Here is a 12,253-nt window from a genome sequence, read left to right on the forward strand (position 1 = left end):
GTATATATCGCGAAAGGGGCTAGCGAGCATCCGCAGTGCACAGCCGACCATGAAAACTCAGACAGGAGATGAAGAATAGTCCGACAGGCGGGAGTTATCCTCTCTTACGAAGAACGTAGACCCGCCACAGGTTGGAGCCCGGCATGAACTCGTGATGGCTCAGGACCTTGAAACCGGCCTGGCGGAACTCGTCCTCAACGCTTGTACGAGAAGGCACAGAGACAATCACCGAGTCGCGGCTGACCCGATGAAACTCGCGCAGCAACGCCTGGCGCCCTTCACTGCCGGGCACATGGCGAAACAATTCCAGGCAGAAAATGCAGTCCACCGCATTCGCCGACAAGCCGATGGAAAACGCCGACCCCTGGAATGTCTTGACCCGCTTGAGCAACGCCGCCGCGTGGTGGGTAAGCGCGTGGTCGAGCATGTCCTGGGAGTTGTCCGACGCCAGGATAACCCGGTTGACGTGTTCGGCCAGCACCGGCCAGAAGCGCCCCGACCCGCAGGCCAGGTCGAGGATAAGGCCCGGCTCACCCGCAACCTTCAAGGCCTGACGCACCAACCACTCGCTGCGCCAGGCCGCCAGGCGCTGCGTCAGCCCGGGCGGGCGCGTGTCGCCGCAGACCCTGGCGTGCTCACGACCGCAGCGCTCGGCGTATTCAATCTCGATGGAGGAAGGCGTGTGTGGCGACATCGCGGGCTCATATGGGTGAAACGGCTGTGAACGACCTTGATTTGCAGCTTAACCAGCGCAACGTGAAAAAAAGGTCGAAACCGTGATTGCCACCCGATCGATCACGCCTGATGCAAATACCACCGCCAGTCTTGCTCCCCGACCTCGCCCATGAACTGGCGGTATTCGGCGCGTTTTACCGCCAGGTACACGCCAAGGAACTCACTGCCAAACGCTTCCCGTGCCCAACTGGAAGCCTCCAGTGCGCGCAGGGTGGTCAGCCAGTCGGTGGGCAGCAGCGTCTTGGCCTGGGCATAGCCGTTACCTTCCACCGGGGCGCCGGGGTCACGTTGCTCGCGGATGCCGCGATGGATCCCGGCCAGGATCGCGGCAGCCGCCAGGTAGGGATTGGCGTCGGCACCGCAGATACGGTGTTCGATATGCCGCGAATTGGCCGGCCCGCCCGGCACCCGCAGGCTGACGGTGCGGTTGTCCACTCCCCAGGTGGCGGCCAGCGGCGCGTAGCTGTTGGTCTGGAAACGCCGGTAGGAGTTGGCGTTGGGACAGAACATCAGCAATGAGTCGAGCAAGGTACTGAGCATGCCGCCCACTGCCTGGCGCAACAGCGGCGTGCCATCAGCGGCCTCGCTGGCGAACAGGTTATGGCCCTCGGCGTCCGCCAGGCTCACGTGCATGTGCATACCGGTGCCAGCCAGGTCGTCGAACGGCTTGGCCATGAAGCACGCGGTCATCCCGTGTCTATGCGCCACGCCCTTGACCAGGCGTTTGTAGCGCACCGCTTCGTCCATGGCTTGCAGGGCATCGGTGCGATGTTCCAGGGTGATCTCCACCTGGCCCGGCGCGTATTCGGAAATGGCGGTGCGCGCCGGAATACCTTGCAGCTTGCAGGCGCTGTAGAGGTCGGCCAGGAATGGCTCGATCTGCTCCAGTTCGCGCAGGCCATAGACCTGGGTCGAGCGCGGTCGCCCGCCGTCCACATCGCGTGCCGGTTGCGGATGGCCATTGGCGTCAGGCTTCTGGTCCAGCAGGTAGAACTCCAACTCGGCCGCCATCACCGGGTAGTAACCGTCGGCCTTGAGCCCGTCGATCACCTTGGCCAGCAGGTGCCGTGGGTCGGCCACGGTGGCAGGCAGACCTTCGGTGGGGTGCATGCTGACTTGCACCGCCGCAGTGGGGATCAGCCGCCACGGCATGCGCTGCAGACTGCCACCGATCGGGTAGGCGCGGCAGTCGATATCGCCCACCTCCCAGACCAGGCCGGAGTTTTCCACATCGTCGCCGTTGATGGTCAGGCCGAGGATGGTGCTGGGCAAAGGCCGTCCGCTCTCGTACACCGCCAGCAGTTCGTCGCGGTGCAGCCACTTGCCGCGTGGCACGCCATTGTTGTCGAGGATAAACAGCTCGAACATCTCGATGTCCGGGTGTTGTTCAAGGAAAGACTGGGCTTCCTGCAGGCAGGCAAAGACACTCATGGGCATTCTCATACGTAGGGGTCGGGCAGGCGCGCAGGTGCACGCCATCGAACAGGATGGATCAACGTAGGAATGCGGTATCTGGTGGGCGGGCGTGCCGGCAGTGGAACAGGGCCCAGAACGCGAGGGCAGACGGCAGTATCGCGGAGTGAGTGTCGGAGGAGCCGTCCATGCGGGGGTCACAGTGCAAGAGATAACTACCAGCGTCACACGCCGGCGCAGGGCAATTAAATTCAGGGTTGACGGAGTTTGGTTGCAACTTGGCTAAACATTCAGCGTGCCTTGCCACCCTGCCCCACGCTGGAAATAATGGCCGCCCCGACCATGCCCCAAGGACTCGACCGCATGAAAGCTCTTTTCGCCCTGTGTGTACTCGGCCTGGCCACCAGCGCCGTGGCCGACACCGCGCCCTCGCGCCTTGACCAGGTGCTCGAGCGCGGCACACTCACCGTCTGCACCACCGGTGACTACAAGCCCTACACCTCGCTACGCGCCGACGGCACCTATGAAGGCATCGACATTGCCATGGCCGAATCCCTGGCCAAGAGCCTCAACGCCAAGATCCACTGGGTGCCCACCACCTGGAAAAGCCTGATGCCGGACTTCCTCGCCCAGCGCTGCGACATCGCCGTGGGCGGCATTTCGGTGTCCCTGGAGCGCCAGAAAAAAGCCTTCTTCAGCCAGGCCCTCGGCGTCGACGGCAAGATCCCCCTGGTGCGCTGTGCCGACGTGCAGCGTTACCAGCGTGTCGAGCAGATCAACCAGCCGAATGTGCGCGTGATCGAACCGGCGGGCGGCACCAACGAAGTGTTTGCCCGTGCCCATCTGGGCCAGGCGCAAATCCGTTTGCACGACAACGTGACCATCTTTGACGAACTGCTGGCCGGCAAGGCCGACGTGATGATCACCGACGCCAGCGAAGCGCGTTACCAGCAAAAGCTCAAGCCCGGGCTATGCGCGGTCAACCCGGAACGGCAGATGCAATACAGCGAGAAAGCCTTCCTGCTGCCCCGCGATGACGTGGCGTGGAAGAGCTATGTCGACCAATGGCTGCACCTGAGCGTCGCCACCGGCGTGTACGACGGCATCGTCAATCAGTGGCTGGCGGCGCCTTGATCAACGCGACAAAGGTCCGGCACGCGGCGCTGCGATAGGCGCCCCGGCGACTGAGCAGTGCCACGTTGCGTTGCGGTAACGCAGGTTCAAGGGCGACCGCGCGCAACTCCGGCTGGGCCTGGGCAATCGCACTGGGCAGGATGGTTACCAGGTGGGTGTTGCGCACGATTTCAATGATCGCACTGATGGAGTTGGCCTCCATCGCAATCAACGGCTTTACCCCTTGCTCGCGGCAATAGCCATCGATGTAGCGCCGCGTCGCAAAGCCTGAGTTGAGCAATACCATCGGCTGCTCCAGCCACTGCCGGTCTTCCACCCCTGGATGGCCAGCCCCCACCACCACGCTCAACGCTTCGGCAAACAGCCCTTCGCACTCGATGTCCGGCAGATGCTCGCCGGTAAAACCGATGCCGATATCCAGCAGGTCCTCGGTGAGCGCGGTTTCCATGCGATCCTGGGTCAATTCTTCGATGCTCAGGGTGATTCCCGGATACAGGGCGTTGAACCGCGCCAACAAAGGGCCGATCAGGTACGCGGTGAAGGTCGGCGTCATCGCCAGGCGCAGGCTGCCCCGGCTCAAGTCCTGTACGTCATGCATGGCCCGCGTGCCGGCCTGCAGGTCCTGCAAGGCCAGGCGCGCAAAGCGCACATAGGCGGCGCCGGCATCGGTGAGGCTGACACTGCGCCCGGAGCGGTCCAGCAACGGCGCGCCGAGGGTGTCTTCCAGCTGTTTGATCTGTTGCGACAAGGTCGGCTGCGACACGTGCAGCGCCTCGGCAGCGCGGGTGAAATTACGGTGCTCGGCAACGGCCAGCAGGTAACGGATATGGCGCAACAGCATCGGCGGCCCTCCAGCTATAGGCATGACTTATAGAAACCATAATAAGCCGGTCTTGGACGCTATAGCTGAAAACTTCCATCCTTGCCCCATCAGCGACGCAAGGAGAACCCCATGCAAGACCTCATCAACGGCTTTCGCAAGTTCCAGTCAGAAGTCTTTGGCCAACGCAGCGACCTGTTCAAACACCTGGCCACCACCCAGAACCCCGGCACGTTGTTCGTGTCCTGTTCCGACAGCCGGGTGGTCCCGGAACTGCTGACCCAGCAGGAACCCGGCGATCTATTCGTGATCCGCAACGCCGGCAACATCGTGCCGTCCTACGGCCCGGAGCCGGGCGGTGTGTCGGCCACGGTCGAATACGCAGTGGCGGTGCTGGGGGTGCGCGACATCGTGATCTGCGGCCATTCCGACTGCGGCGCCATGACCGCGATCTCCACCTGCAAATGCCTGGACCACCTGCCGGCCGTGGCCAACTGGTTGCGCCACGCCGAGTCGGCCAGGCTGGTCAACGCCGCCCGCGAGCATGCCTCGGACGCCGCCCGCCTGAGTTCATTGGTGCGCGAAAACGTGATCGCGCAACTGGCCAACCTCAAGACCCACCCTTCGGTCGCCCTGGCGCTCGGGCAAGGCCGGCTGACCCTGCATGGCTGGGTGTACGACATCGAGAGCGGTGCCATCGACGCCCTGGACGAACGCAGCGGTGGCTTTGTGTCGCTGCTGGATCAGATTCACGCTGCCTGACCTATTCCAACCAAAGAGGACACCACCATGTTGCAATCCCACTTCGCCCAAACCCCACGCCTGGCCCTGGCCGATACCGTGATCGAACTCAAGGCGCGCAAGAACCTGTCCTGGCAGGACCTCACCGACGGCACCGGGCTGAGCCTGGCATTTGTCACCGCCGCCCTGCTCGGCCAGCACCCGTTGCCCAAGGAGGCGGCTGATGTAGTGTGCGACAAACTCGGCCTGGACCAGGACGCCAGCCGCCTGCTGCAAAGCGTGCCCCTGCGCGGCAGCTTCCCCGGCGGTGTGCCGACGGACCCGACGATGTATCGCTTCTACGAAATGCTCCAGGTCTACGGCTCGACCCTCAAGGCGCTGGTCCACGAGCAATTCGGTGACGGCATCATCAGTGCGATCAATTTCAAGCTGGACATCAAGAAGGTCGAGGACCCGGACGGCGGCTCGCGCGCTGTGATCACCCTGGATGGCAAGTACCTGCCGACCAAACCCTTCTGAGTGGCCCGCGACCGTCTACGCTCTTGTCACACCAACAAGATCGAGGGACGGGTAATGAAGGCACTGCTTCGAACCACCTGGCTGCTGCTGTTGTGTTTCAGCCAGGTGCACGCCGCGACGGCTCAGGATGAGGACGCCCAGGCCGCCAAGGCGCTGCTGGAAAAAGCCTTGGCTTACTACCAGGGCAATGGCGACAAGGCGTTTGCCGCCTTCAGTCGCCAGGGCGAGTTTGTCGACCATGACCGCTATGTGTTCGTGGTCGACACCCGGGGCGTGCTGCTGGCCAGTGGCGGGCCCTCTTCCGCCTTGATCGGCCGCGACGTGTCCGAGGTGCTCGGGCCGGAGTTGCGCCAGTCATTCAAGGACGCGCTCAAGGTGCCGGAAGGCCAGGGCATCCAACAGGCCGATTACCGCTGGCAGAACTGGAACGACGGCAAGGTCGAGCACAAGCACGTGTTTTATCAACGCGTGGGCGAACGCATCCTGGCGGTGGGTTACTACCTGCCCCGGGCCACTCCGGAACAGGCCCGCGCCCTGCGCAACAAGGCGGTGAACGCACTGCTCAAGGATGAAACCGGCACGCTCCAGGCCATCAATTCCTTGCAGGGCGGTTTCCTGCAGGATGACCTCTACGTGTTCGTGGTCGACCTCGATACCCAGCGCTATGTGGCCCATGGCACCAACCTGCGCCTGATCAACACCGACTTCAGCAAGATCAAGGACCCCGATGGCAGGCCGGTGGGCGAGCCGATCCTGAAGCTGATGGCCGAGCAGGACCAGGGCGAATACAAGTACCGCTGGAAAAACCCGGTGACCGACAAGGTCGAGAACAAGCATGCGTATGTGCGCAAGGCCGGGCATTTCATGGTGGCGGTGGGTTACTACAGCCCGTGAATGGTGTCCTGCCGGCTACTTAGCTTTGTCTTCACGGCCGCGCAGTACCCGGTTGGGCATTGCGACAGCGGCCGCGAGCCCCAGCAGCGACACCGCTGCGCTCACCATCAACAAATGCCGGAAGGTCACCGCCAGTTCCCCGCGCAGGGCGTCCTGCGCCGGGCCGGGGGCTGCGTTGAGACCGTCGAGCAGCACGTTGCCGGAACTGCCCTCGGCCACCAGCGCACCGCTGGCCAGGTGGGCGAAGCTGGAGTCCTGCAATAGCGCCAGCAACAGCGCCGACATGCACGCCACCCCTACCGCCCCGCCCAGGGAACGGAACAGGTTGGTGGTGCTGGTGGCGACGCCGATGTCGCGTTGTTCCACCGAGTTCTGCGTGCCCACCAGCGAAGTGGGGAATTGCATGCCGGCCGCAATCCCGCACAGCAACATGAACATCGCCGTCAGCCCCACCGCCTGGGGCGCGCTCAAGGCCATGCCAAGAATCGCAAAGGGGCTCAGCAAGGCGCCACTGAGGATCATCGGTTTATAGCGGCCGGTCACCGAGGTCATGCGCCCGGCAAAATAGGCGCCCATCGGCAAGCCCATCGCCAGGGGCAGCAGGTGCAGGGCCGCGCTGTCAGCGCCTGAGCCTGTCACCGTCTGATAGCGCAGCGGCATCAGCACCGTCAGGGAAATCGCCTGGAAGCTGGTGAAGAAAATCGTGCACCAGCACAACACCGCGCTGCGGTTGGCGAACAGATGCATCGGCAACAACGGCTCCCGGGCGCGCCGTTCATGCCAGACAAACACCGTTAACGCCACTAGCGCACACGCCAGCAAGCCGAGCACCTGATCGTCGCGCCAATGATGGCCCTGACCGATTTCGGTAATGCCCAGCAACAACGCGGTCAGGCCGATGATCATCAGCAACGTGCCGAGGTAATCGATGATCGGCTTGCGCTGCGGCACCGGCAGCCCCACCAGCGTGCGATGGGCCACGTACCAGGCGCCGGCGCCCAATGGCAGGTTGATCAGGAATACCCAGCGCCACGACAGGTACTCGGTCATGTAGCCGCCGAGCACCGGCCCGGCCACGCTGGCCACCGCGTACATGCTGCTGAAATAGCCCTGGTAGCGCCCGCGTTCGCGGGGCGGGATGATGTCGCCGATGATCGCCTGGCTCACCGAGATCATGCCGCCCGCGCCGATGCCCTGGAGGATCCGCGCCAGCACCAGTTGCTCCATGCTTTGCGCCATGCCGCAGAACAGCGAGGCCAGGGTAAACAGGCCCATGCCGATCAGCATCATCGGCCGCCGCCCGTACAGGTCGCCCAGCTTGCCGTAGATCGGCACCGCCACGGTCATCGCCACCATGTAGCCGGAGATGACCCAGGCCAGCAGGTTGACGTCATGGAATCGAGCGGAGATCGCGGGCATGGACACGGCGACAATCGTCTGGTCCAAGGCCCCCAGGAAGATCGCCATCATCAGTGAGGCGAGGATGCTGCGCACGGCGGGCAGCGGCGGAACGGTCTGATTGAGGTGCGTCACGGCAAGACCTTCGAACAGGGCCCGCGGGAAAAGGCGGCCCGCGGAAATGCTCGATACGATAGCAGGCTATTCGATAGCTTCGTAAGGAAGCCCGACGTAATTTTCGGCGATGGTCTTGCGCCCGGCCTCGGAGTGGATGAAGTAATCGAGTTCACTCTCGGCGATGCGCTGGCTGAAGCCATCCGCCTCGGGAAACTGATGCAGCATCGAGGTCATCCACCAGGAAAACCGCTCGGCCTTCCACACCCGCCGCAGGCAGATGGCGGAATAGCGCTCCAGCAAATCCACCCGTCCTTCACCGTAGACCTTCAGCAGAATCCGATAGAGGGTGCTCACGTCACTGGCCGCCAGGTTCAAGCCCTTGGCCCCGGTGGGCGGCACGATATGCGCGGCATCGCCGAGCAGGAACAGACGCCCGTACTGCATCGGCTCCACCACAAAGCTGCGCAGCGGCGCGATGCTCTTCTCGATCGACGGACCGCTCACCAGGTCGGCTGCCAGGTGGCTGGGCAGACGGGTTTTCAGTTCGTCCCAGAAGCGCGCATCGGACCATTCATCAAGCGGCTCTTGCACCGGCACTTGCAGGTAATAACGGCTGCGCGTCGGCGATCGCATGCTGCACAAGGCGAAGCCACGCGGATGTTTGGCGTACACCAGTTCAGGGTGAACCGGCGGCGTATCGGCGAGGATACCGAGCCAGCCGAAAGGGTAGACCCGTTCGAAGACGTTCAGTGATTCAGCCGGGATCGATTGGCGCGCAACACCGTGGTAACCATCGCAACCGGCGATATAGTCGCACTCCAGGCGAAAGGCTTCGCCCTGATGTTCGAAAGTCAGCCAGGGTCGATCACTTTTGAGGTCGTGCGGTTGCACGTCATGGGCTTCATACAGGGTGATGGCGCCCGCGGCAGCACGGGCGGCCATCAGGTCGCGGGTGACTTCGGTCTGGCCGTAGATCATGACCGTCTGGCCGCCGGTCAGCGCCTTGAGGTCGATGTGGGTCAGCTGGCCATTGAGCGCCAGCTCGAAGCCCTCATGCACCAGGCCTTCGTTGTCCATGCGCTGGCTGACGCCCGCCTGCCGCAGCAGGTCGACCATGCCTTGTTCCAGCACCCCGGCACGGATGCGGCCTTGTACGTAATCGGCGCTCTGGCGCTCCAGGATCAGAGTCTGGATACCGGCGTTGTGCAGCAGTTGGCCGAGCAACAGTCCGGAGGGACCGGCGCCAATAATGGCGACTTGGGTTTTCAGCGTTTTCATTATTTTTATGGTCCGCAAGTTCCACTCGAACGGATTGAGTGAAAGAGTTGTCATTGGTCTTGTTGCTGACATTTTTCACTTGAGTGGCCGGCATAAGAAGGTGAAAACTGAGCCAAAGCCTGCGCTTTTTGCCAATCGGGGCGATTACCGCACCACTCTCCTGAGTATCGGATTGAAACCATGATCAAAACCGCGATTCCGGTCTTCAAGCTTTACGGGGAAAACCAGCAATGGCCAACCCCCGATTTGTTGCACTGCGAAACCATTTCCCGGCGCAGTCGGGAATACCAGTGGGAAATCCAGCCCCACCGGCACGCGGATCTGTGCCAGTTGCTGTATGTGCACAAAGGTCAGGCACAATTGGAAATCGAAGGGCAGCGCACCACGCTGAACGAAGCGACGCTGCAAGTCCTGCCGCCGCTGTGTGTGCACGGTTTTCGGTTTCCCGAGGATGTCGAAGGCTACGTGGTAACCCTCGCGGCGCCGCTGGTCAGCCACCTGCAGACACAACTGGGGGCGACGGTGGACGGTTTGCAGTCCCTGGGCAGTTACCCGGCGGGCAAGGACAGTGATTACCTGAACAGCCAGTTCGCCCGCTTGCAGGATGAATACGCCGACGCACAACCGGCCAGGGACATGATGATGCACGCGCTGGTCAGCGTGCTGCTGGTGTGGATCAGCCGCCAGGCCATCCAGAAGCGCCACCCACGGGCGCCGAGGGGGCGTGAATACTTCCGCCGCTTCACCCAACTGGTCGAGCAGCATTACCGTGAACACCCGAAGATCGAGGATCTGGCCCACAAGCTGGGCATCTCGGTGTCACACCTCAACGGCACATGCCGGGAACTGGGTGGGCAGCCTGCGCTGCAGATCATGCACGACCGCCAATTGCTGGAAGCCAAGCGCCTGCTGACCTACACCAGCATGACCATCAATGAAATGTCGGAAGTGCTGGGTTTTTCCGACCCGACCAACTTCTCGCGGCTGTTCCGCCGACGGGTCGGGTTCTCACCCAAGGCGTTTCGCGAGCAACTCAAGGCTCAACAGCCGATTACCTGAGCGCACTGAAACTGCCGGTATGCGGCACGCATTGGTCCTGATGGCAGCTGATCGCAAAAGTCGGCTGCATGCGGGTCAGTTCAACACGGTAGGCAGCGGTCCCGTAAAGCGCGCTGGCGATGGCGCACAGGGTGACAATCATCAGGTACTTTCTGGTTTTAATGCTCATGGCACAGACCTCTGCGGATCTAAACGGTGCTGTTTAAAGCATAGGTCAACCAGGGCGAGTTGCCATTATCGGGCGACATTCAACAGGTTTATGTCGCCCTACAGACCGACGTCCCACGCAGGCTCCTCCGGGAACCTCAGCACCAGAAAATCCAACAGGCTGCGCAGCGCCGATGGCATGTGCTTGCGCGAGGCGTACACCGCGTAGATGTTCATCTGCCGGGGCTCGGCGTCGGGCAGCAGGCGCACCAGTTCGCCACGGCGGATGTAATCACCGGCCTCGTAGCTAGGTAGCAACGACACCCCCGCTCCGGCAAGCGTCACGCGCAACAAGGTGCTCGACTCATTGCCGGTGATATTGCCGTGAACCGGCACCGAGACAGGCTCACCGCCCTCTTCGAAATGCCAGAGGCTTTTGCCGAAGTAGGCGTGAGTCACGCAGTTGTGCCCGGCCAGGTCTTCGACTTTCTGCGGGGCTGGATGCTCCAGCAGATACGCCGGCGAGGCGCACACCACCGAGCGACACAGGGTCAGGCGGCGCGCAATGAGATTGGGATCCAGGTCGTTACTGGTGCGGATGGCCAGGTCAATGCGCTCATCCACCAGGTTCACCGTGCGGTCGAGCATTTGCAGATCGACGGTTACCAACGGGTAACGCTTGACGTACTCGGCGATGGCCGCGGCCAATTGCGCCTGGCCGAACGAGGTGCTGACGCTCAGGCGCAGCAGGCCACGGGGCGCGTCATCCGGCTCGCTGACGGCGGCTTGCATATCGCAGCACAGCTCCAGCAATTGTCGGCAGCGCGGCAAGGTTTCGCCGCCGGCCGCCGTAAGGCTGAGCTTGCGCGTGGTGCGGTGCAGCAGGCGTGCGCCGACCCAGTCTTCCAGCTCGGCCAGGTAGCGCGACACCACCGGGCGCGACAGGTCCAGATGATCGGCGGCGGCGGACTGGCTGCCCAGGTCCACCACGGTGACAAACACGCGCATTGCTTGGAGACGGTCCATGATTTGCCCGATTTCAGAAACAAACTATGTCCCAGCATCGCATTTTTAGTCTGGTTTTGTGCAACTAAGCTCTGTGCATCCTTTACCGATGCTGGAGCTGCCCGATGTTCTCCCCCCTCAAGCGCCTGACCCTGGCCACCGCCGCCCTGGCCTTCGCCGCCCACGCGGCCGCCGCCGAGCTGAAGCTGGAGGTGTACAACCCTGGCGACGCCGCGATCTTCCCGGTCACCTCGGTGCTGGTCAGCGGCGCCAAGGATGCGGTCCTGGTCGACGCCCAGTTCGGCAAAGGCCAGGCCGAACAACTGGTGCAGAAGATCCACGCCAGCGGCAAACACCTGACCACCATCTACATCAGCCACGGCGACCCGGACTACTACTTCGGCCTCGACACCCTCACCACCGCCTTCCCCGACGCCAAGGTACTGGCGCCGCAACCGGTGGTCGATCACATCAAGGCCACCGTCGCCGGCAAGCTTGAGTTCTGGGGCCCGAAAATGGGTGCGGACAAGCCGGCCAACACTATCGTGCCGCAGGTCCTCGAAGGCCACAGCTTGAGCCTGGAAGGCCAGCAACTGGAGGTAATCGGCCTGGACGGCCCACAGCCGGATCGCAGTTTTGTGTGGATCCCTTCGATCAAGGCCGTGGTCGGTGGCGTGGTCGTCGCCGAAAACATTCATGTGTGGATGGCCGACACCCAGAGCGCGCAGTCCCACAAAGACTGGCTGGCCACCCTGCAACGCATTGAAGACCTGCAACCGCGCACCGTGATCCCTGGCCATTACCTGGGTACGCCATCTGTTCAATCCGTGAAATTTACCGCCGACTACATCAAGGCCTTCGACGCCGAAACCGCCAAGGCCAAGGATTCCGCGACCCTGATCGCGGCCATGAAACAGCGTTACCCGACCCTCGCCGACGAAAGCTCGCTGGAACTCAGCGCCAAAGTCGCCAAGGGCGAAATGAAGTGGTGAA

Annotated in this window: 13 protein-coding genes; 6 read left to right on the forward strand and 7 right to left on the reverse strand. The window is 62.8% G+C overall.

Annotated elements, in window-relative coordinates; translation table 11 throughout:
* Positions 1–94: 94 nt before the first annotated feature.
* Complete coding sequence (locus BM110_RS01045) at positions 95–694, reverse strand: class I SAM-dependent methyltransferase (RefSeq protein WP_093512037.1); 600 nt, start codon at positions 692–694, stop codon at positions 95–97.
* A gap of 101 nt (positions 695–795) precedes the next feature.
* Entirely contained in the window at positions 796–2,166 is a 1,371-nt protein-coding gene (locus BM110_RS01050; protein WP_092247308.1) for a glutamine synthetase family protein, read from the reverse strand.
* Positions 2,167–2,511: 345 nt separating this feature from the next.
* Here BM110_RS01050 and BM110_RS01055 point away from each other — a divergent pair, with 345 nt between their 5' ends.
* A complete protein-coding gene (locus BM110_RS01055) occupies positions 2,512–3,282 on the forward strand; it encodes a transporter substrate-binding domain-containing protein (protein WP_093126116.1) in 771 nt (256 codons plus the stop codon).
* Here BM110_RS01055 and cynR read toward each other — a convergent pair.
* Positions 3,257–4,123: a transcriptional regulator CynR gene (gene cynR / locus BM110_RS01060; RefSeq protein WP_093512039.1), complete on the reverse strand. Its 867-nt coding sequence runs from the start codon at positions 4,121–4,123 to the stop codon at positions 3,257–3,259. The genes BM110_RS01055 and cynR overlap by 26 nt on opposite strands.
* A 111-nt stretch (positions 4,124–4,234) precedes the next feature.
* Here cynR and BM110_RS01065 point away from each other — a divergent pair, with 111 nt between their 5' ends.
* The 3 genes from BM110_RS01065 to BM110_RS01075 are packed head-to-tail and all read left to right on the forward strand — an operon-like array spanning position 4,235 to position 6,256.
* On the forward strand, positions 4,235–4,864 hold the full coding sequence (locus tag BM110_RS01065) for a carbonic anhydrase (protein WP_093512041.1): 630 nt from the start codon (positions 4,235–4,237) through the stop codon (positions 4,862–4,864).
* Positions 4,865–4,891: 27 nt separating this feature from the next.
* Positions 4,892–5,362, forward strand: coding sequence for a cyanase (gene cynS, locus BM110_RS01070; protein WP_071488970.1), 471 nt, complete (start codon positions 4,892–4,894; stop codon positions 5,360–5,362).
* A gap of 54 nt (positions 5,363–5,416) precedes the next feature.
* The gene (locus BM110_RS01075) at positions 5,417–6,256 is read left to right on the forward strand and encodes a cache domain-containing protein (RefSeq protein ID WP_093512043.1); all 840 of its coding nucleotides are present in this window, start codon (positions 5,417–5,419) and stop codon (positions 6,254–6,256) included.
* A 15-nt stretch (positions 6,257–6,271) separates the two neighbouring features.
* On the opposite strand, the gene BM110_RS01080 is transcribed toward BM110_RS01075, so the two are convergent.
* On the reverse strand, positions 6,272–7,789 hold the full coding sequence (locus BM110_RS01080; RefSeq protein WP_093512045.1) for an MDR family MFS transporter: 1,518 nt from the start codon (positions 7,787–7,789) through the stop codon (positions 6,272–6,274).
* A gap of 66 nt (positions 7,790–7,855) precedes the next feature.
* Positions 7,856–9,040 carry a 4-hydroxybenzoate 3-monooxygenase gene (pobA, locus tag BM110_RS01085; protein ID WP_175538835.1) on the reverse strand — a complete coding sequence of 395 codons (1,185 nt, stop codon included), beginning with the start codon at positions 9,038–9,040 and terminating at the stop codon, positions 7,856–7,858.
* Between the two features lie 189 nt (positions 9,041–9,229).
* On the opposite strand from pobA, the gene BM110_RS01090 reads away from it, so the two are divergent.
* On the forward strand, positions 9,230–10,108 hold the full coding sequence (locus BM110_RS01090; protein WP_093512050.1) for a helix-turn-helix domain-containing protein: 879 nt from the start codon (positions 9,230–9,232) through the stop codon (positions 10,106–10,108).
* On the opposite strand, the gene BM110_RS29520 is transcribed toward BM110_RS01090, so the two are convergent.
* Both BM110_RS29520 and BM110_RS01095 read right to left on the reverse strand, forming a co-directional pair.
* Entirely contained in the window at positions 10,101–10,277 is a 177-nt protein-coding gene (locus BM110_RS29520; RefSeq protein ID WP_165447907.1) for a hypothetical protein, read from the reverse strand. The two genes, BM110_RS01090 and BM110_RS29520, sit on opposite strands and share 8 nt — an antisense overlap.
* A 98-nt stretch (positions 10,278–10,375) precedes the next feature.
* The gene (locus BM110_RS01095) at positions 10,376–11,281 is read right to left on the reverse strand and encodes a LysR family transcriptional regulator (RefSeq protein ID WP_093512052.1); all 906 of its coding nucleotides are present in this window, start codon (positions 11,279–11,281) and stop codon (positions 10,376–10,378) included.
* A 104-nt stretch (positions 11,282–11,385) separates the two neighbouring features.
* Here BM110_RS01095 and BM110_RS01100 point away from each other — a divergent pair, with 104 nt between their 5' ends.
* Positions 11,386–12,252, forward strand: coding sequence for an MBL fold metallo-hydrolase (locus BM110_RS01100; RefSeq protein ID WP_093512055.1), 867 nt, complete (start codon positions 11,386–11,388; stop codon positions 12,250–12,252).
* Position 12,253 lies beyond the last annotated feature (1 nt).

This window comes from Pseudomonas sp. NFPP28 (assembly GCF_900115535.1).
GTDB lineage: Bacteria > Pseudomonadota > Gammaproteobacteria > Pseudomonadales > Pseudomonadaceae > Aquipseudomonas > Aquipseudomonas extremorientalis.